Here is a 19,275-nt window from a genome sequence, read left to right on the forward strand (position 1 = left end):
AAGGCTACCGGCCGATGCGCTCCCGCACGATCGAACCGCGCTCCGGCGCGGTGTCCCCGATCCCCCAGGCGCCCTCGAGCGCATCGAGGGCCCGGTCGAAGCGCGCGGGCTCGTCGGTGTGCAGCGTGAACAGGGGCTGCCCTGTGGTCACGGCGTCGCCCGGCTTCGCGTGCAGCTCGATCCCGGCGCCCGCCTGCACCGGGTCCTGCGCGCGCGCACGACCGGCACCGAGCCTCCAGGCCGCGATGCCGAACGGCAGCGCTCGCTGCTCGGTGAGCACGCCCGAGCGCGGCGCGGTGACGACGTGGGTCTCGCGAGCCGTCGGGAGTGGCGCGGACGGTTCGCCGCCCTGCGCGGCGATCATCCGACGCCAGGTGTCCATCGCTCGTCCGTCCGCGAGCGCGGCGGCCGGGTCGGCGTCGGGCAGGCCGGCGAGCTGCAGCATCTCGGTCGCGAGCGCGAGCGTCAGCTCGACGAGATCGGCCGGACCGCCGCCGGCGAGGACCTCGACGGACTCACGGACCTCGAGCGCGTTGCCGATGGTCCGGCCGAGGGGGACGTCCATGTCCGTGAGCAGTGCCGTGGTGGCGACGCCGGCGTCCTGCCCGAGTTCGACCATCGTGCGGGCGAGGGCCCGGGACTGCTCGATGTCCTGCAGGAACGCGCCGGACCCGAACTTGACGTCGAGGACGAGCGCGCCCGTCCCCTCGGCGATCTTCTTGCTCATGATGCTCGACGCGATGAGCGGGATGCACTCGACCGTGCCGGTGACGTCGCGGAGCGCGTACAGCTTCTTGTCCGCCGGCGCGAGACCGGCCCCGGCCGCGCACACGACCGCGCCGACGTCGGCGAGCACCTCACGCATCCGGGCGTTCGACAGCGAGGCCTGCCAGCCGGGGATCGACTCGAGCTTGTCGAGGGTGCCACCGGTGTGCCCGAGTCCACGGCCGGACAGCTGCGGCACGGCGACGCCGAACGACGCGACGAGCGGGGCGAGCGGCAGAGTGGTCTTGTCGCCGACGCCACCGGTCGAGTGCTTGTCCACCGTGACCTTGCCGAGTCCGTCGAACGACATGCGTTCGCCGGACGCGATCATCGCCAGGGTGAGGTCGCGCACCTCGCGCCGGTCCATGCCGTTGAGGAAGATCGCCATCGCGAGCGCCGCCATCTGCTCGTCGGCGACGTACCCGCGGGTGTAGGCGTCGACGAGCCAGTCGATCTCGGCGGTCGACAGCGTGCCGCGGCCCCGCTTCGTGCGGATGAGGTCGACGGTGTCGAACGGCTCCACGGCGGTCACTGGTGCTCCGCCCGGTAGGTCGCGAGGGTCCGCGGCCCGAACGCGTCCGGCAGGACCTCGTCCATCGTGCGGACGCCCGACACGGTCTCGAGCAGCATGCCGTCCGCGGAGTGCTCGAAGAGCAGCTGCCGGCAGCGCCCGCAGGGCATGAGCACGGAGCCGCTGCCGTCGACGCAGGTGAACGCGACGAGCCGGCCACCGCCCGTCATGTGGAGCTGGGACACGAGCGAGCACTCGGCGCAGAGCGTCACACCGTACGAGGCGTTCTCGACGTTGCAGCCGGCGACGACGCGGCCGTCCTCGGTGATCGCGGCGGCCCCGACGGGGAACGACGAGTAGGGCACGTACGCGTGGCCCATCGCCTCGGTCGCGGCCGCCCGCAGGGCGTCCCAGTCCACGTCGGCCGGGAGGGACGGGGCCGCCTCCGCCGCGTGAGCGGACTGGGTGGCGGGGTCGGTTGCGGACATGGGGTGTGCCTCCCGGCGGAGCAGGTCGCGGCCGATCGCTCCCCCTGGGGGGCGGCCGCGGTGGATCAGGACTTGATGTACGGCTTGCCGGACGCGGCTGGACCGCGGGACTGCCCGACGAGTCCGGCGACGGCGAAGATCGTCACGACGTACGGCAGCATGAGCAGGAACTGCGTCGGCACCGGCGAGTGGATCGCCGCGAGCAGGTTCTGCAGATTCGATGCGAACCCGAAGAGCAGCGCGGCGAGCGTCGCCTTGATCGGGTCCCATCGACCGAAGATGACGGCAGCGAGGGCGATGTACCCGGCACCGGCCGTCATGTCCTTCGCGAACGGGCCCGCGTTCCCGAGGGTGAAGTACGCACCGCCGAGACCGGCGATCGCGCCCGCGAGCGAGACGTTCCAGAACCGGGTGCTGGTGACGTTGATGCCCACGGTGTCGGCCGCCTGCGGGTGCTCGCCGACGGCCCGGAGCCGGAGGCCCCAGCGTGTGGTGAACAGGCCGATCGTGACCGCGGCGACCGCGATGTACATGAGGTACACGATCACCGACTGGTGGAAGAACACCGGGCCGATGATCGGGATCGCGGAGAGTCCGGGGATCTCGATCGCCGGGAACCGCACGCCGACGTTGAGCGCCGTGTCGGTCGCGAGGACCTTGGAGTAGAGGAACCCGGTGAGGCCCGAGACGAACGCGTTGATGACGACGCCGACGATCACCTGGTCGACGAGGTACTTGATGCTGAACGCCGCGAGGATGAACGACACGAGCACCCCGGCGATCACCGCGGCGACGAGTCCGACCCACGCCGAACCGGTGATGCTCGCGACGACGGCGGACGCGAACGCACCGGCGAGGAACTGCCCCTCGATCGCGATGTTCACGACACCGACGCGCTCGGAGATGACACCGCCGAGCGAGCCGAAGATGAGCGGGGCGGACAGGCCGAGCGCGCCGACGAGCAGACCCGGGACGGGGATCGTCGAACCGGGCGAGGCCCACGTGAGGAACGCGATGACGAAGGCGATCGCGAACAGCACGGTCACCCAGGTCTGCACCTTCCGCGACCGTGCGGCCCGCCACGTGGCGTAGGCGGTCCCGATGGCGAGGAGGACGATGACGACGATGCCGGTCCCGGTCGCGGGGAGCGGCACGGCGGGCAGCTGCACGAGGTCGTGCGCCGACGCGAGCTCGAACGTGGACGTGCCGGGCTTGTGGAACACGCCGAACAGCACGAGTGCGAACAGCGTGAACACGCCGTACCCGATCGGTGCCTTCCAGCTCCGGACGGCCGTCACCGGACGGTCCGCGGCGGACGCGGCCGGCGCGGTGGCGTTGGGGGCGAGGACGCTCACGCGGCGACCGCCTTCCGCTTGGTGCGGCGAGCACCCGGCTGCGGGATCCGGAAGATCGCGCGGACGAGCGGCGGGGCCGCGATGAACAGGACGATGAGCGCCTGGATGACGCTGACGATGTCGATGGGGATGTTCTGGCTGGCCTGCACGTAGCTGCCGCCGGCCTTGAGCGCACCGAACAGCAGACCGGCCCAGAAGACGCCCCACGGCTTCGACCGACCGAGCAGCGCGACCGTGATGGCGTCGAACCCGATGCCCGCGTCGATGCCCTGGTCGTACCCGCTGGTGACCGCGGCCTGCACCTGGTAGGCCCCGGCGATGCCGACGAGGGCCCCGGAGATCACCATGGCCCAGATCGTGATGCTGCCGACGTCCATGCCGGCGACGCGCGCCGCACGGGGGTTCTCGCCCACGGTGCGGAAGCGGAACCCCAGCGTCGACCGGCTCATGAGCCACCACGTGAACACGACGGCCGCGATGGCGATGAGGATCCCGATGTCGACACCGGTCCCCTGGCCACCGATGAGCGTCGGGAGGACCGCGGACGGCAGCGTCGGCGACGACTGCGGGTTCGCGCTCCCGGGCGCCTGGAGCAGCCCCTTCGTGCCGAGGCCGTACTCGAGCAGGTACAGCGCCACGTAGTTGAGCATGATCGTGACGATCACTTCGTGCGCGCCCGTGCGGGACTTCAGCACGCCCACGATCCCGCCCCAGATCGCACCGCCGACGATGCCCGCGACGACCGTCAGCGGGATGTGCACGATCGCCGGCATGTGGAACGAGTACCCGAACCAGGCGGCGGAGGCGGCGCCGACGAGGATCTGCCCCTGGCCGCCGATGTTGAACAGTCCGGAGCGGAACGACACCGCGACCCCGAGGCCCGCGACGATGAGCGGCGTGGCGAAGTCGATCGTCGTCCAGAGCGACGCGATGCCCGACGAGAAGGTCGACTGGCCCGGGTCGTACACCGCGCCGTCGAACATGCTGAGGAACGCGCCGCCCACGCTGTGCCCGATCGCCACGAAGGTGTCGGAGGGACGGGCGAAGAAGTAGCCCATCGCCGTCGTGACCGTCTTGTCCGTGATCGCGATGAGGATGCCGCTGGCGACGAGCGCCAGGACCACGGCCAACACCGTGACGAGGACCGAGCCGCCCAGGATCCCGCGCAGCGCCGCCGACCAGCGGTCCACGCCGCCGCCGTCGTCGGCGGTCTCGGTGGTCAGCGACGTGCCCGCCTCGAGGTCCTGCAGTCGGTCGTCGGTCTGGAGGTCCGGTTCGGCCGCCGTCGTCGGCGTCCGGGTGTCGTCGGTCATGCGGCGAGTTCCGTCCCGGCGGGGAGTTCCCCCGCCATCATGAGGCCGAGCACGTCACGCGGGGTGTCCGCCGGGACGATGCCGATGATGGTGCCGCGGTACATCACGGCGATGCGGTCGGCGAGCGCGACGACCTCGTCGAGCTCGGTCGAGACGACGATGACGGGGACGCCCTGGTCGCGCGCGGCGACGATGCGCTTGTGCACGAACTCGATCGACCCGACGTCGATGCCGCGGGTGGGCTGCGCGGCGACGAACAACCGGAGGTCGCGGCTCAGCTCGCGTGCGATGACGACCTTCTGCTGGTTCCCGCCCGACAGGCGTCCGACGGCGGTGGTCCGGCTCGGCGTCCGGACGTCGAACTCGGCGATCTTGTCGTCGGCGAAACGGTCGCGCTCGGCGGACCGGATCGTGCCCGCGCTGGCGAACTGGGACGAGGACGTGCGGTCGAGGATGAGGTTGTCGGCGATCGAGAACTCGGCGACGAGGCCGTCCTCTTGTCGGTCCTCGGGGACGAAGCCCACCCCGGCGTCGAGCACCTTCTTGACGCTCGCGTCGGTGATGTCCCGGCCGTCCAGGGTGATGGTGCCCGCGTGCACGGTCTCGAGCCCGAGGATGGCCTCGGTCAGCTCGGTCTGGCCGTTGCCCTGGACGCCCGCGATCGCCAGGATCTCGCCACGTCGGACCGAGAACGACAGGTCGTCGACGAGGACGTGGCCCGCTGCGTCGGTCACCGTGAGGTCGCGGACCACGAGGGCGTCCGCCCCGGGTGTGGCCGGGGCCTTGTCGACGACGAGCTCGACGCTGCGGCCGACCATGAGCGCGGCGAGCTCGGCGTTCGACGCGGTGGGCGAGGCCTCGCCGACGACGCGTCCGAGCCGCACGACCGTGATGCGGTCGGCGACCTCGCGGACCTCGCGGAGCTTGTGGGTGATGAACACGATCGCCGTGCCGGCCTCGCGCAGCTGCCGCATGATCGACATGAGCTCGTCGGTCTCCTGCGGGGTGAGGACCGCGGTCGGCTCGTCGAACACGAGTACCGAGGCGTCGCGCGACAGGGCCTTGATGATCTCGACCCGCTGCTGGACGCCGACCGGCAGGTCCTCGACCTTGGCGTCGGGGTCGACGTCGAACCCGAAGCGCTCGGAGATCTCGCGGACGCGCTTGCGGGCGCCCGCGAGGTCGAGACGGCCGCCGAAGGTCGTGGGCTCGTGTCCGAGCATGACGTTCTCGGCGACGGTGAACACCGGCACGAGCATGAAGTGCTGGTGGACCATCCCGATGCCGGCACGCATCGCGTCGCCCGGGCCGTCGAAGTGCTGCACCGTGTCGTCGAGGAGGATCTCGCCCTCGTCGGCCTGGTACAGGCCGTAGAGGACGTTCATGAGCGTGGACTTGCCCGCGCCGTTCTCACCGAGCAAGCAGTGGATCTCGCCCGGCTCGACGGTGAGCGAGATGTGGTCGTTCGCGACGAGGGCGCCGAAGCGCTTGGTGATGCCGCGGAGCTCGAGCTTCATGGGCCGGATTCTATTTCTCTCGGGAGTCGCGCAGGGGTGGGCGCGGGTCCGCTGGTGGAGGGCGGCGCCGCCGCGGTGGTCCGATGGCGGGCGCACGAACGCGGGCGGACGGCCGGAGCCGTCCGCCCGCGACGGGGTGTTACTTGACGTTCGACTGGGTCGCGACCTTGACCTTGCCGCTGATGATCCCGGCCTTGATCGTCTTCAGCTCGCCGGCGAGCGAGGAGTCGACCTTGGACGAGTAGTCGTGGAACGGGGCGAGCCCGACGCCGTCGTTCTTCAGCGTGCCGACGTACGGGGCGTTCGAGTACTTGCCCTTGCCCGCGGTCTCGACGACCGAGGTCGTGGCCTGTCGGATGCCCTTGAGGACGCTCGTCAGGGCGATGCTCTTGTAGCGCGGGTCCGCGGTGTAGAGGTCGCTGTCGGCGCCGATGAGGACGCTGCCGTTCTTGGCGTCGTTGATCGCCTCGGCCGCGGACTGGTAGATCGGGCCACCGACGGGGAAGATCACGTCGGCGTTCTGGTCGAGGAGCGACTGTGCCACCGACTTGGCCTGCGTGCCGGCCGAGAAGCCACCCGTGAACGAACCCTGCTGCGTCTTCTCGTTCCAGCCGACGACCTTGACGTCCTTGCCGTGCTGCTGGTTGTAGTACTGGACGCCGTCGTAGAAGCCGTCCATGTAGATGGTCACGGTCGGGAGCTTCTGGCCGCCGAAGGTGCCGACCACGCCGGTCTTCGAGTAGCTGGCCGCCGCGTACCCGCCGAGGAACGCCGCCTGCGAGGTGTCGAACGTGATCGGCTTGATGTTCTTCGACTGCAGGGTGTCGTCGATGATCGCGAAGTTCGTCTTGGCGTTCGACGCGGCGTTCGACTTCGTCGCGGCCTCGAGGTTGAAGCCGACCGTCACGATCAGGCTGCACTTCTGGCTGAGGAGGGTGCGGATGTTCGGGTTGTAGTCGTTCGAGTCGGTCGACTGCACCGTCTTCGGGGTGACGCCGAGCGACTTTGCCGCGTCCTGCAGGCCGTCGTAGCCGAGCTGGTTGAACGAGTGGTCGTCGAAGCCGCCGTTGTCCGAGACCATGCACGGCAGGAAGTCCGACTTCGAGCCCGACGCACTGGACGACGACGGGGCGGCCGAACAGCCGGCGAGCATCGTCACGGTGCCCAGCAGGGCCAGGCCGCCGAGCGCGAGCTTACGGGTGCTGAATGTCACGGGGTGTCCTCCACAGGGGTGCAGCCCGGCTCTGCGCACCGGGCGATCGGAAGGACAGTACACGACGGTCCGGCCGGTGCAGGACCGCTCCGGCCGGGGGCTGGGCACCGTTGCCCGATCGCGACGAAGCTGTAACGCGCTCGTAATGCTGGTACCCCGGACGCGGGCACCGGGGTACCAGCGCGGACTCCGACGCGGCGTGGCTACAGCACGTCGTCGCGGCCGCTGATCTTGAGCGCGTCGACGACGCCCTTGACCCGCTGCGCGTTGGCGCTCGTCGTGACGAGCAGCGCGTCCGGGGTGTCCACGACCACGATGTCGTCGACGCCGATGAGCGAGATGAGCCGGTCGCTGTGGCTGACCACGATGCCGCTCGACGAGTCCGCGAGGATGCGGGCGTTGTCCCCGAGGACGGCGAGGTTGTGCGGTCGGCCGCCGGACTGCAGCTTGGCGAGCGAGGCGAAGTCGCCGACGTCGTCCCAGTCGAAGTCCCCGGGCACGACCGCCATGCGCCCGGCCGCCGCGGCGGGCTCGGCGACGGTGTAGTCGATCGCGATCTTCTTGAGTCGCGGCCACACCTGGTCGACGACGGCCCCGCGCGAGGACGTGTCCCACGCGGCGGCGAGCTCCTCGATCCCGGCGAGGAGTTCCGGTTCGCTCCGCCCGATCTCCTCGAGCAGTCGGTCCGCCCGGGCGATGAACATCCCCGCGTTCCACATGTAGGAGCCGTCTGCGACGTACGCGGTCGCCGTCTCGAGGTCGGGCTTCTCGACGAACGACTGGACGGCGTGGACGTCCTTCGCCGAGTCGACGTGGATCCGCTCCCCCGCGTGGATGTAGCCGAAGCCGATCGCCGGCTCGGTCGGGGTGATGCCGATCGTCGTGATGTACCCGGCCTCGGCCGCGACCACGGCCTCCCGCACGGACCGGCGGAACCCGCGGACGTCACCGATCACGTGGTCGGCCGCGAACGAGCCGATGACGACGTCGGGCTCGCGGCGGCGCAGGATCGCGGCGGCGAGGCCGATCGCGGCGGTCGAGTCCTTCGGTTCGCTCTCGAGCACGACGTTGTGGTCGGCGAGACCGGGGAGCTGGCGTTCGACGGCGGCGCGGTGCGCACGGCCGGTGACGACCATGATGCGTTGGTCGCCGCTCAGCGGGGCGAGGCGGTCCCAGGTCGACCGGAGCAGGGACGCGCCCGTGCCGGTCAGGTCGTGGAGGAACTTCGGCGCGTCCGCCCGGGACAACGGCCAGAGTCGGGAGCCGATGCCACCGGCGGGGATGATGGCGTAGAAGCGCTCGAGGTCGTCGGTCATCCGGTCACCATATCGGCGGGGGCGGCACGAGCGGCAGGGGCACCGGCCGCCGGTCCGGGAGGCGCGGCTCCCGTCTCCGGATCGCCACGGCCCGTTCACGTGGTCACCCCCGGACGGCATGGCACGAGGAGGTCGGTGCCCGGCCGTAGGATGGTCCGTGTTCCACACGAACACGAACGGCAACGGCCGCCGATCGGCGGCCGAGCATCCCACGGGAGGGCGCGCTCATGGCCGAGCAGACCGCTGTGCACGACGAACCCGGTGGCGCGACGGCAGTCGCGGCGCCGGTCGGTCCCACGTCGGCACCGACACCGCGACCACCGCGGGCCCCGTCCGGCACGCTCTACCGCGGCGGCGCCGGCATGTGGTCGTGGGTGCTGCACCGCATCACGGGCGTCGCGATCTACTTCTTCCTGCTCGTGCACATCCTGGACACGGCCCTCGTCCGACTCTCGCCCGCCGCGTACGACGCCGTCATCGGCACGTACAAGACGCCGATCATGAACCTCGGCGAGACCGGCCTCGTGATGGCGATCGTCTTCCACGCGATCAACGGCCTGCGCATCGTCGCGGTCGACTTCTGGAGCAAGGGACCGCAGTACCAGCGGCTCATGTTCTGGATCGTGGTCGGGATCTGGGTGGTGCTGATCGCGGGCTTCCTGCCGACCCAGATCATGAACCTCGTGGCCGACCTGCACTGAGCGGAGGAGATCCGATGACCACCGAGACCGTCGAGGCCCCGCGTTCCGCCACGGCCGCCCGCCGCACCACCAACTGGGAGAAGTGGGGCTGGATCTACATGCGCGCGTCGGGGATCGTCCTCGTCGTGCTCATCTTCGGGCACCTGTTCATTAACATGGTCGCCGGGGGTGGCGTCAAGCAGATCGACTTCGCCTTCGTCGCCGGCAAGTGGGCGAGTCCGCTCTGGCAGGTGTGGGACACGCTCATGCTGTGGCTCGCGCTCATCCACGGCTCGAACGGCATGCGCACGATCATCAACGACTACGTCGGCCGACCGGCCGTGCGGCGCACGCTGCTCGGCGCCGTGCTCGTCGCGTGCGTCGTGCTGATCGCGCTCGGCACGCTCGTCTGCTGGACGTTCGACCCGTGCCCCGCGGGTGCCGCGGCCGCCGACCTGCCGTCGTTCTGCCCCGCGCACTGAGCTCCGCCCTCCTGACCACATTCGAGAGAAGTCCGTGACCGACACCACCGCTGCACCCACGAGCTCCGTCGTCGACGGGGTCCACCACCACCAGTTCGACATCGTCATCATCGGCGCGGGAGGCGCCGGCATGCGAGCGGCGATCGAGGCCGGCCCGCAGGCGAACACGGCCGTGATCTCGAAGCTGTACCCGACGCGATCCCACACGGGCGCGGCGCAGGGCGGCATGGCGGCGGCGCTCGCCAACGTGGAAGAGGACTCCTGGGAGTGGCACACGTTCGACACGATCAAGGGCGGTGACTACCTGGTCGACCAGGACGCCGCCGAGATCCTGGCGAAGGAGGCCATCGACGCGGTCATCGACCTCGAGAACATGGGGCTGCCCTTCAACCGGACGCCCGAGGGCAAGATCGACCAGCGTCGGTTCGGCGGCCACACGCGCGACCACGGCAAGGCGCCGGTGCGCCGCGCCTGCTACGCGGCGGACCGCACGGGCCACATGATCCTGCAGACGCTGTTCCAGAACTGCGTCAAGCTGGGCGTCAACTTCTTCAACGAGTTCTACGCCCTCGACCTCGTCATGGCCGAGGTCACGGGCGACGACGGCGTCACCCGCGAGCAGCCCGTCGGCGTCGTCGCGTTCGAGCTCGCGACGGGCGAGCTCCACGTGTTCCACGCCAAGGCGTTGATCTTCGCGACCGGCGGGTTCGGCAAGATCTACAAGACGACCTCGAACGCCCACACCCTCACCGGCGACGGTGTCGGCATCGTGTGGCGTTCCGGCCTGCCGCTCGAGGACATGGAGTTCTTCCAGTTCCACCCGACGGGCCTGGCGGGCCTCGGCATCCTGCTCACGGAGGGCGCCCGCGGTGAGGGCGCGATCCTCCGCAACGCCTCCGGCGAGCGCTTCATGGAGCGCTACGCACCGACCATCAAGGACCTCGCGCCCCGCGACATCGTCGCCCGGTGCATGGTGCAAGAGGTCGCGGAGGGCCGCGGGGCCGGCCCGAACAAGGACTACGTCCTGCTCGACTGCACGCACCTGGGGGCCGAGGTCCTCGAGACCAAGCTCCCGGACATCACCGAGTTCGCGCGCACGTACCTCGGTGTCGACCCGGTGACGGAGCCCGTGCCGGTGATGCCGACCGCGCACTACGCCATGGGGGGCATCCCGACGAACACGAACGCCGAGGTCCTGCGGGACAACGACACCGTGGTGCCGGGCCTCTACGCCGCCGGCGAGTGTGCCTGCGTGTCCGTGCACGGGTCGAACCGGCTCGGCACGAACTCGTTGCTCGACATCAACGTGTTCGGCAAGCGGAGCGGCAACAACGCGGCGGCCTACGTGCAGACCGCGGAGTTCGTCCCGCTCCCCGAGGACCCGGCGGGCAACGTGCGCCGCATGCTCGAGCAGCTGCGGGCCTCCACGGGCACGGAGCGCGTGGCGAGCCTCCGCAAGGAGCTGCAGGACGAGATGGACAAGAACGCCCAGGTGTTCCGCACGGACGAGTCGCTCGCCAAGGTGACGGCGACCATCCACGAGCTCCGTGAGCGGTACCTCCAGGTCTCCGTCCAGGACAAGGGCAAGCGGTTCAACACCGACCTGCTCGAGGCCGTCGAGCTCGGGTTCCTGCTCGACCTCGCCGAGGTCGTCGTGTTCTCCGCGCGGAACCGCAAGGAGTCCCGTGGCGGCCACATGCGCGACGACTACCCGAAGCGCGACGACGAGAACTACATGCAGCACACCATGGCGTACCTGACGGGCGATCCGCACTCCTCGCTCGCCGACGACCACATCACACTCGACTGGAAGCCCGTGGTCATCACGCGGTACCAGCCGATGGAGAGGAAGTACTGAGATGACCGACACGCTGGTCAGCGACGCCCCCGCGAGCCGCGCCGAGGACCGCACCGCGCCTCCCGGCTCGTTCCCGGTGACCCTCATGGTCCGCCGGTTCGACCCGGACGTCGACGCCGAGCCGCACTGGCAGGAGTTCGGCGTGATGATGCTGCCGACGGACCGGATCCTCGACGCCCTGCATCAGGTGAAGTGGGAGCAGGACGGTTCGCTGACCTTCCGCCGGTCGTGTGCACACGGCGTCTGCGGCTCGGACGCCATGCGCATCAACGGTCGGAACCGGCTCGCCTGCAAGACGCTGATCAAGGACCTCGACGTGTCGAAGCCGATCTACGTCGAGGCGATCAAGGGCCTGCCGCTCGAGAAGGACCTCGTCGTCGACATGGAGCCGTTCTTCGCCTCCTACCGCGAGGTCCAGCCGTTCCTGCAGTCGAAGTCCGCCCCGCAGAAGGGCAAGGAGCGCGTGCAGTCCGTCGCCGAGCGTGAGCGCTTCGACGACACGACGAAGTGCATCCTGTGCGCGGCGTGCACGTCCTCGTGCCCGGTGTTCTGGACCGACGGGCAGTACTTCGGTCCGGCCGCGATCGTCAACGCGCACCGGTTCATCTTCGACTCCCGGGACGACGAGGCGAAGGTCCGTCTCGACATCCTCAACGACAAGGAGGGCGTGTGGCGCTGCCGCACGACCTTCAACTGCACCGACGCCTGCCCGCGCGGCATCCAGGTCACCAAGGCGATCGCAGAGGTCAAGCAGGCACTCGTCCGAGGCCGCGCCTAGGACCGCTCGGTAGGCTCCGATCATGACCTTCGCGGACGTCCGCCCCACGCTCGATCAGCTCGGCTACACCGACCGGTACGTGGTGCTCCCCGGGGAGCACCCGCTCGACGAGCCGGTCGAGGGAGCCCTGCGGATCGTGCCGGTCGACGCCGCGTCGGCGCACGGGCAGGACTGGGCCCTCGAGGTCGTCGACTACGGCAACCCCCGCCGATTGGCCGTGGCCCGCAGTGAGGACGACGCGGTCGAGATGCTCCGGCGGTTCCTCAACCGTCCGTTCCCGCCGGCCCGCGACGTCCGGCAGTCCGACCTCGACGCCCTCCGCGATCGTGCGGGCGCCACGTACCCGCAGCTCGCGGCGCAGGCGCACGGCGCGGGCAACGCGGGCCTGACGATCCAGATCCCAGCCGGGATCCCCGTCGACCGCGTCGGCGGTCCGGACGGTTACCTGCTGCACCCCCTGGACACCCCGCTCCCCGCTCGGTCACTGCCGCCGCACGCGATGCAGCGCCCGGACGTGCACCGCTACGTGACGGACCGGCCGTTCCTCGTGAACGTCCGGCTCGTGCAGCCCTGGTTCGACCAGCCCGGCGGTGCGTTGCGGTTCGCGATCGCCGATCCCGGGGTGACGGTGCGCGACCTCGTGGTCGACGGTTCGCTCGTCCGACTCCGGGTCGTCTGACCGCGACCGCTCCGCCGACCGCACCGAGGCGCCCTGCTCAGGGGACGAGTGCGAGCTTGCCGCCCGGGTGCCCCTCCTGCAGGAACCGCAGCGCCTCGACGGCGTCGGCGAGCGGCCATGTCCGGGCGACCGGCACGACGAGCTCCCCCGACGCCGCCATGTCCACGAGCTGCTGCCGCACCGAGTCGCGGAACGCGGCACTCTCGGGCTGCGCACCGCCCACGGCCCGGAAGCCGTCCCGCTGGGCACGACCGTGCGCGGCGATGGTCACGATGCGGTCGCGGTCGACCACGAGCTCGAGCGACACGTCGACCGCCTCGTCGGTGCCGACACAGTCGATCGCCGCCGCGACACCCTCCGGTGCGAGCGCGCGCACCCGGTCGGCCAGGCCCTCGCCGTACGCCACGGGCTCGCCGCCGAACCGCCGTACCGTCTCGGCGTTCGCCTCCGACGCGGTGCCGATCAGGCGGATGCCCCGCTGTCGCGCCTGCTGGAGCACGCTGACCCCGACCGATCCGGATGCACCGTGCACGAGCACCGTGTCGCCCTCGCCCGGGTGGACGACCCGCAGCACGTCGGCCGCCGTCGTCCCGGCGAGGAACAGGTTCGCCGCCGCGGCATCGTCGAGGGTGTCCGGCGCCGCGAACACGTCGTGCGCCGGGACGGTGATGTCCGTCGCGTAGCCGCCGTCGACCCGGAACGCGATGACGCGGTCGCCGGTGCTCCCACCGCCGGACGCGATCGTCGTCCCCGGTCCGATGGCGCTGATGACGCCCGCGACCTCGTACCCGATCCCCATCGGCAACTGGGAGCGGTCGGCGTTCGGACCGCCCTGGGTGTGCTTGTAGTCGGCGGGGTTGACGCCGGCCGCCCGGACGCTGATCGTCACCTCACCCGCGCGGGGCTCCGGCACGGTCGTCTCCACGAACTCGAACACCTCGACGCCGCCGAACTCCGGCGCGATCCACCGCTTGGCCATCCCGGTCCACTCCCGTCCGGTGTCGTCCTTCGGCACCGTCCGCGCCATCCAACGCCCGACGGCTGCACGGCGCCCCGGAGCCGGCCGGAAAGCGGGGCGGTCGGCGACCGCCACGGCGCGCTGAGCGCAGACGACACGACGGCCGCCGGCCCGGGAGGGACGGCGGCCGTCGAGCTGGCCCGGTGCGGGCCTGCCTCGGTGCGGGATGCGGCTCCGCGTCAGGCGCGGACCGCGGCCACGCGGTCGGTGAACGGTGCGAGGAACGGGTGTCCGGCCTCCAGACCGGTGATCTGCTGCGCGACGTCCGTGTCCGAGGCATCCGATCGGAGCAGGGCCTGGAGTTCGACGCTCTGCTCGTCGTCCGCGACGTCGAAGCGGAGCGCGGCGCCCATGGCGTCAAGTAGCGCGGTCGGCTCGACGCCCTCCCCGGCGAGGGCAGCCCCGGGCGACACGAAGCGCTCGTCGCGCGAGAGCTTGCGGAGCGGCTGCCGCCCCACCCGCGTCACCGTGTCGGGCAGGTGCGGGTTCTCGAAGCGAGCGATGATGGCCGTCACGTAGGCGCGGTGCACCTCGGGGTCGAGCTCGTGCCGACGGACGAGCAGGTCGCTCGTCTCGCCGAGCACGGACTCGAGGGCCGACCGGACCGCGGGGATCGCGATCGCGTCCGAGATCTTGTCCGCACCGGCGAGGTACCCGTGGTAGGCCACGGTCGCGTGCCCGGTGTTGACGGTGAAGAGCTTCCGCTCGATCGACGCGGCGAGCCCGTCGACGTAGTGCGCTCCGGGGATCGTGGGCTCCGTGCCGGCGAACGGCGTGCGGTCGATCGCCCACTCGAAGTAGGTCTCGACGGTGACGTCGAGGCCCGCGTCGGCCGGCTGTGCCGGGACGATGCGGTCGACGGCGGTGTTCGCGAACACCGCCTTGGCGAGCGCCGCGTCCCGCTCGCCCTCGGGCAGCGCGTCGACGATGAACTCGCGGAGGCGGTCGGTCGCGTTGATCGCGTTCTCGCACGCCATGACGGCGAGCGGCGCTGCCTCCGGGTCGCGCTCGACGAGGCCGCGCGCGATGACCGGGGCGATGAACCGGAGCACGGTGGGCCCGACGGCGCAGGTGACGACGTCGGCCGCGGCCACCTCGGCGACCACGCCGGCCTCGTCCTGAGCGCTGTTCACCGCGCGGAAACCGGTCACGACGTGGTCCTGCGCACCGGCGCCGACCTCGTGCACCGTGTACGAGTCGGCGGCCGCGAGCGCTTCGATGAGCGGCGCGGCGACGTCGGCGAAGACGACCTCGTACCCGGCCTCGTGGAGGAGGAGCCCGACGAAGCCGCGCCCGATGTTGCCGGCACCGAAGTGGACGGCGACGCTCACTCGTTCACCTCGCCGAGGATCGCCATGATCGCCGCGGCGTCGGGCGCCTCGGTGAGCGCCTGCACCTGGTCCTCGTCGGAGAACACGATCGCGATCTTCGACAGGATGTCGAGGTGCTCGTTGTTGACGCCGGCGATGCCGACGACGAATCGCACCTCGTTGCCGTCCCAGTCGATGGGCGACGCGTAGCGGATGAACGACAGCGCGGACGTCTTGATGGCGTCCTTCGCCTCGTTCGTGCCGTGCGGGATCGCCAGGAAGTTGCCCATGTAGGTGGACACGCTCTTCTCGCGCTCGAGCATGGCGGGGTAGTAGTCCCCCGTGACCGCACCGGCGGCCTCGAGGATGTCGGCCGCCTCCTTCATCGCCTCCGTCTTGGTCGGAGCGGTGTCCTCGGTGTGGATCCGGATCTGGCTCTCCTGCAGGACGGGCATCGGTGGTTCTCCTTGTTCGTGGCTGTGGGGCGGGGGAACGCGTCGTCCGCGTTCCCCCGCCCCGTGGGTGTGGTGCCGTGTGGTGCGGTTACTGCTGCTTCAGCTGGTCGACGACCTGGTCGTACTGGGGCGCGTTCATGAAGTTACCGACCGACACGTGCTGCGCGTTCGGGTTCTTCTGCTTCGCCCGGTCGGTGAGCTCCTCCTGGGTGATGATGAGGTCCTCGTCACCCGAGAGGTTCGCGATCGCCTTGTTGACGACCGTGACGCCCTCGATACCGGCCTTCTTGATCTTGTTCCGCAGGACGCTCGCGCCCATGGCACTCGAGCCCATGCCGGCGTCGCAGGCGAACACGACGTTCTGGACGCGCGTGGCGGTGGTGGTGCCCGTCGCGGAACCGACGCCGCCGAAGGACGACTCGGTCTCCTCCTCGTTCGCCGGGGCGTTCGAGCCGAAGATGCCCGCGGTCGCGGCGTTGACGTCGCGGCCCTTGTTCGCCTGCATGCGGGCGAGGGCGTCGCTCATGTCGCCACCACCGGCGGCCAGGTCCCGCTTGCGGGTCGAGATGAGGAAGAAGGACGCGACGGCGCCGGACACGAGCGCCGACAGGACGACGGAGAGGATGACGCCGACGTAGCTGTCCCGCGAGGTGTTGAAGAGCACCGCGAGGATCGAGCCGGGCGAGGCCGGGGCGACGAGACCGGACCCGAACGTGACGTTCGTGGCGACACCGGTCGCACCACCGAGGATGACGGCGATGAACAGGATCGGCTTCTGCAGCACGTACGGGAAGTAGATCTCGTGGATGCCACCGAAGAACTGGATGAGGATCGCGCCGGGAGCCGTCGACCGCGCGACGCCGACACCGAAGAAGGTGAAGGCGAGGAGGATGCCGAGACCGGGGCCGGGGTTCGCCTCGAGGAGGAACAGGATCGACTTGCCGGACTGCTGGACCTGCTGCGCGCCGAGCTGGTCGAGCACGCCGTGGTTGATCGCGTTGTTGAGGAAGAAGACCTTCGCCGGCTCGATGATGACGCTCGCGAGCGGCAGCAGGTGCGCGTGCACCAGCCACTCGACGGCGGCACCGAGGCCGTCCGCGATGCGGAGGAAGATCCAGGACAGCCAGAAGAAGCCGACCATGAACAACCCGAAGCCGAGGATGCCGGCCGCGTAGTTGTTCACGAGCATCTCGAAGCCCGGCTTGATCTTGCCGTCCCAGATGCGGTCCACCTGCTTGATGAGGTACGCGCCGAGCGGGCCGCAGATCATCGCGCCGAGGATCATCGTCGTGCCCGACGCGCCGAGGATGACGCCCATGGTGAAGATCGAGCCGACGACCGCACCGCGGATGTCGTAGACCATCCGGCCACCCTGGATCGCGATCGCGAGCGGGATGAGGTAGGTGAGGATCGGGCCGACCACGCCGACGTTCGCGACGCCGTGCGTGGTGCCGAAGCCGCCGAGGACGCCGACGGGAGTCCAGCCGGTCTGGATGAAGAAGGCGGTGATGATGCCCCACGCGATGAAGATCGCGATGTTCGGCATCACCATGCCGGAGAGGAAGGCGCCGAACTTCTGGACGGCGACCCGACCGCCGCCCCGCTTCTGTGCGGGGGCGCCGGTCGCTGCGACGGACGTCGTTGTCATGTGCGTTCTTTCTGGTGTGGGTTCGTGGGAACGGATCGGAGGGAACGGGACGGGGAGGTCAGGCGACGTGCGCCGACGTCGCAGCGGCACGTGCGGCCGCGGCGGACGGGGCGGCGAGCGCGGCCCGGGCCATCTCGCGCGCCTGCTCGAGGGTGTGCTGGCCGAGTTCGGCGCGCACGTCCGCGAGGGCGGCGGGGGTCATGGAGAGCGTGGTGGCGCCGAGACCGACGAGGACGACGGCGAGCAGCGGGTCGGCCGCGGCCTCACCGCAGATCCCCACGGCCTTGCCCGCGTCACGCCCGGCAGCACCGAGCTGGGCGACGAGGCGCAACACCGCGGGGTGCCACGGGTCCTGGTAGGAGGCGACGGACCCGAGCAGCCGGTCCGCGGCGAGCGTGTACTGCGTCAGGTCGTTCGTGCCGATGGAGACGAAGTCCGCCTGCTGGAACACCTGCTCTGCGAGGAGCGCGAGCGACGGCACCTCGGCCATGACACCCGCGGTCCGGACACCGAGCTCGCGGGCCAGGGACACGAAGTACGCGGTCTCCTCGGCGTCCGCCACCATGGGCGCCATCACCCAGAGGTCGGCCTCGGTCTCGGCGTCGGCCTGGACGAGCGCGGTGAGCTGGTCACGGAGGACCGCCTCGTGGTGTCGCAGCGCCCGGAGGCCACGGCGACCGAGTGCGGGGTTTTCCTCGTCCTGGTCGGTCAGGAACGACAGCGGCTTGTCCGCCCCCGCGTCGAGCGCGCGGACGACGACCTTCTTGCCGGGGAACGCGGACAGCAGCTGCACGTAGGCCTGACGCTGCGCCTCCACGGTCGGTGCGGTCGGCGAGTCGAGGAACAGGAACTCGGTGCGGAACAGGCCGACGCCCTCGGCGCCGAGCGCGACGGCGCCCGCGGCATCGGCGGGGTTGCCGAGGTTCGCCAGGAGCGGCACGAGCGTGCCATCGGCGAGCGCGCCGGGGGTGACCGGTCGGTCGGCCGCGGCGAGACGCTCGGCGATCCGGGCCTCCGTCGCGGTGACGAGGTCGGGATCGGGGTCGGTGACGACCACGCCGGCAGCGGCGTCGACGACGACCGTCTGGCCGTCGACGAGGTCCGCGGCGCCCTCGACGCCGACGATCGCCGTGATGCCCTTCGCCCGGGCGAGGATCGCGGTGTGCGAGGTGGGGCCGCCGTCGCTCGTGACGAGCGCGAGCACCTTGCCGAGGTCGAGCAGGGCGGTGTCCGCCGGGGCGAGGTCGCGCGCGACCAGGACGAAGGGGGTGTCCGAGTCGGGCACGCCCGGTGCGGGCACCCCACGGAGCTTCGCGATGATGCGCTGGGACACGTCGCCGAGGTCGGCCGCCCGCTCCCCCATGTAGCCGCCCATCGCGGCGAGGATGTCCTGGAACGCGGCGAACGCGTCGTGCACGGCGCGCTCCGCGTTCGCGCCACCGCTGATCCGGGTGTGGACGTCGTCGAGCAGCGTCGGGTCCTGCGCCATGAGCGCCTGGGCCTCGAGCACGGCCTGGGCGTCGCCACCGGCGAGCGCGCCGCGCTTCGTCAAGTCGTCGGCGACCGCGGCCACGGCCTCGTGCACGGCGGCGTCCGCGGCCTCGACCGGACCGTCGAGCGGTGCCGACGACGGAGCGCCGAGGGGCTCGGGCATGCGCAGCACGGGTCCGAGCGCGACGCCGCGGCCCACCCCGGTTCCGGGCAGTTCGGACATTCGAGACTCCTTCATCTCATCGCGCAGATCAGGCGGTGCGGTGGGGCTGGACGACGGCGCACGGGCGGCGCGCTGCGACGACCATACATCGATTCCGATTGACAAACAAACAAATCCGGGGATAAAAATGCAGAAACAGATGCCCGTTTGCGTCTGACTCCCCCCGCCCCGGCCA

Annotated in this window: 17 protein-coding genes; 5 read left to right on the top strand and 12 right to left on the bottom strand. The window is 70.7% G+C overall.

Features of this window, described 5'->3' with window-relative positions; translation table 11 throughout:
• Positions 1-4: 4 nt before the first annotated feature.
• The 7 genes from DEI88_RS10590 to DEI88_RS10620 all read right to left on the bottom strand — a co-directional run bounded on the left by DEI88_RS10590 (position 5) and on the right by DEI88_RS10620 (position 8,478).
• Positions 5-1,297 (bottom strand): thymidine phosphorylase, encoded by a 1,293-nt coding sequence (locus DEI88_RS10590; protein WP_111071357.1) that lies wholly within the window; start codon positions 1,295-1,297, stop codon positions 5-7.
• Positions 1,294-1,764 (bottom strand): cytidine deaminase, encoded by a 471-nt coding sequence (locus tag DEI88_RS10595; protein ID WP_111036618.1) that lies wholly within the window; start codon positions 1,762-1,764, stop codon positions 1,294-1,296. Before DEI88_RS10595 ends, DEI88_RS10590 begins: the two co-directional genes overlap by 4 nt.
• A gap of 65 nt (positions 1,765-1,829) precedes the next feature.
• Entirely contained in the window at positions 1,830-3,119 is a 1,290-nt protein-coding gene (locus tag DEI88_RS10600; protein ID WP_111009511.1) for an ABC transporter permease, read from the bottom strand.
• Positions 3,116-4,432, bottom strand: coding sequence for an ABC transporter permease (locus DEI88_RS10605; RefSeq protein ID WP_111071356.1), 1,317 nt, complete (start codon positions 4,430-4,432; stop codon positions 3,116-3,118). Before DEI88_RS10605 ends, DEI88_RS10600 begins: the two co-directional genes overlap by 4 nt.
• Positions 4,429-5,949: an ABC transporter ATP-binding protein gene (locus DEI88_RS10610; RefSeq protein WP_111036621.1), complete on the bottom strand. Its 1,521-nt coding sequence runs from the start codon at positions 5,947-5,949 to the stop codon at positions 4,429-4,431. Before DEI88_RS10610 ends, DEI88_RS10605 begins: the two co-directional genes overlap by 4 nt.
• 139 nt (positions 5,950-6,088) lie before the next feature.
• Entirely contained in the window at positions 6,089-7,162 is a 1,074-nt protein-coding gene (locus tag DEI88_RS10615; RefSeq protein ID WP_111071355.1) for a BMP family lipoprotein, read from the bottom strand.
• Positions 7,163-7,365: 203 nt separating this feature from the next.
• Complete coding sequence (locus DEI88_RS10620; protein ID WP_111009507.1) at positions 7,366-8,478, bottom strand: mannose-1-phosphate guanylyltransferase; 1,113 nt, start codon at positions 8,476-8,478, stop codon at positions 7,366-7,368.
• 227 nt (positions 8,479-8,705) lie between these two features.
• On the opposite strand from DEI88_RS10620, the gene sdhC reads away from it, so the two are divergent.
• The 5 genes from sdhC to DEI88_RS10645 are packed head-to-tail and all read left to right on the top strand — an operon-like array spanning position 8,706 to position 12,955.
• Entirely contained in the window at positions 8,706-9,179 is a 474-nt protein-coding gene (gene sdhC, locus DEI88_RS10625) for a succinate dehydrogenase, cytochrome b556 subunit (protein WP_111009506.1), read from the top strand.
• A gap of 14 nt (positions 9,180-9,193) precedes the next feature.
• A complete protein-coding gene (gene sdhD, locus DEI88_RS10630; protein ID WP_111036622.1) occupies positions 9,194-9,640 on the top strand; it encodes a succinate dehydrogenase, hydrophobic membrane anchor protein in 447 nt (148 codons plus the stop codon).
• Between the two features lie 34 nt (positions 9,641-9,674).
• Positions 9,675-11,498 carry a succinate dehydrogenase flavoprotein subunit gene (gene sdhA / locus DEI88_RS10635; protein ID WP_111009504.1) on the top strand — a complete coding sequence of 608 codons (1,824 nt, stop codon included), beginning with the start codon at positions 9,675-9,677 and terminating at the stop codon, positions 11,496-11,498.
• A 1-nt stretch (position 11,499) separates the two neighbouring features.
• Positions 11,500-12,276 (top strand): succinate dehydrogenase iron-sulfur subunit, encoded by a 777-nt coding sequence (locus DEI88_RS10640; protein WP_111036623.1) that lies wholly within the window; start codon positions 11,500-11,502, stop codon positions 12,274-12,276.
• A 22-nt stretch (positions 12,277-12,298) separates the two neighbouring features.
• Positions 12,299-12,955: a TNT domain-containing protein gene (locus DEI88_RS10645; protein WP_111036624.1), complete on the top strand. Its 657-nt coding sequence runs from the start codon at positions 12,299-12,301 to the stop codon at positions 12,953-12,955.
• A gap of 37 nt (positions 12,956-12,992) precedes the next feature.
• On the opposite strand, the gene DEI88_RS10650 is transcribed toward DEI88_RS10645, so the two are convergent.
• From DEI88_RS10650 to ptsP, 5 genes are all read right to left on the bottom strand, one after another.
• On the bottom strand, positions 12,993-13,934 hold the full coding sequence (locus DEI88_RS10650; protein ID WP_111036646.1) for an NADP-dependent oxidoreductase: 942 nt from the start codon (positions 13,932-13,934) through the stop codon (positions 12,993-12,995).
• A gap of 218 nt (positions 13,935-14,152) precedes the next feature.
• Positions 14,153-15,304 (bottom strand): mannitol-1-phosphate 5-dehydrogenase, encoded by a 1,152-nt coding sequence (locus tag DEI88_RS10655; protein WP_111071354.1) that lies wholly within the window; start codon positions 15,302-15,304, stop codon positions 14,153-14,155.
• A complete protein-coding gene (locus tag DEI88_RS10660) occupies positions 15,301-15,738 on the bottom strand; it encodes a PTS mannitol transporter subunit IIA (protein ID WP_111036626.1) in 438 nt (145 codons plus the stop codon). The genes DEI88_RS10655 and DEI88_RS10660 overlap by 4 nt, the downstream gene beginning before the upstream one ends.
• An 88-nt stretch (positions 15,739-15,826) precedes the next feature.
• Positions 15,827-17,386, bottom strand: a complete 1,560-nt coding sequence (locus DEI88_RS10665; protein WP_181435169.1) for a PTS mannitol transporter subunit IIBC — start codon at positions 17,384-17,386, stop codon at positions 15,827-15,829.
• Positions 17,387-17,444: 58 nt separating this feature from the next.
• Entirely contained in the window at positions 17,445-19,100 is a 1,656-nt protein-coding gene (ptsP, locus tag DEI88_RS10670; protein ID WP_111049268.1) for a phosphoenolpyruvate--protein phosphotransferase, read from the bottom strand.
• Positions 19,101-19,275 lie beyond the last annotated feature (175 nt).

It is taken from the genome of Curtobacterium sp. MCBD17_003 (assembly GCF_003234885.2).
In the GTDB taxonomy this organism is placed as follows: domain Bacteria; phylum Actinomycetota; class Actinomycetes; order Actinomycetales; family Microbacteriaceae; genus Curtobacterium.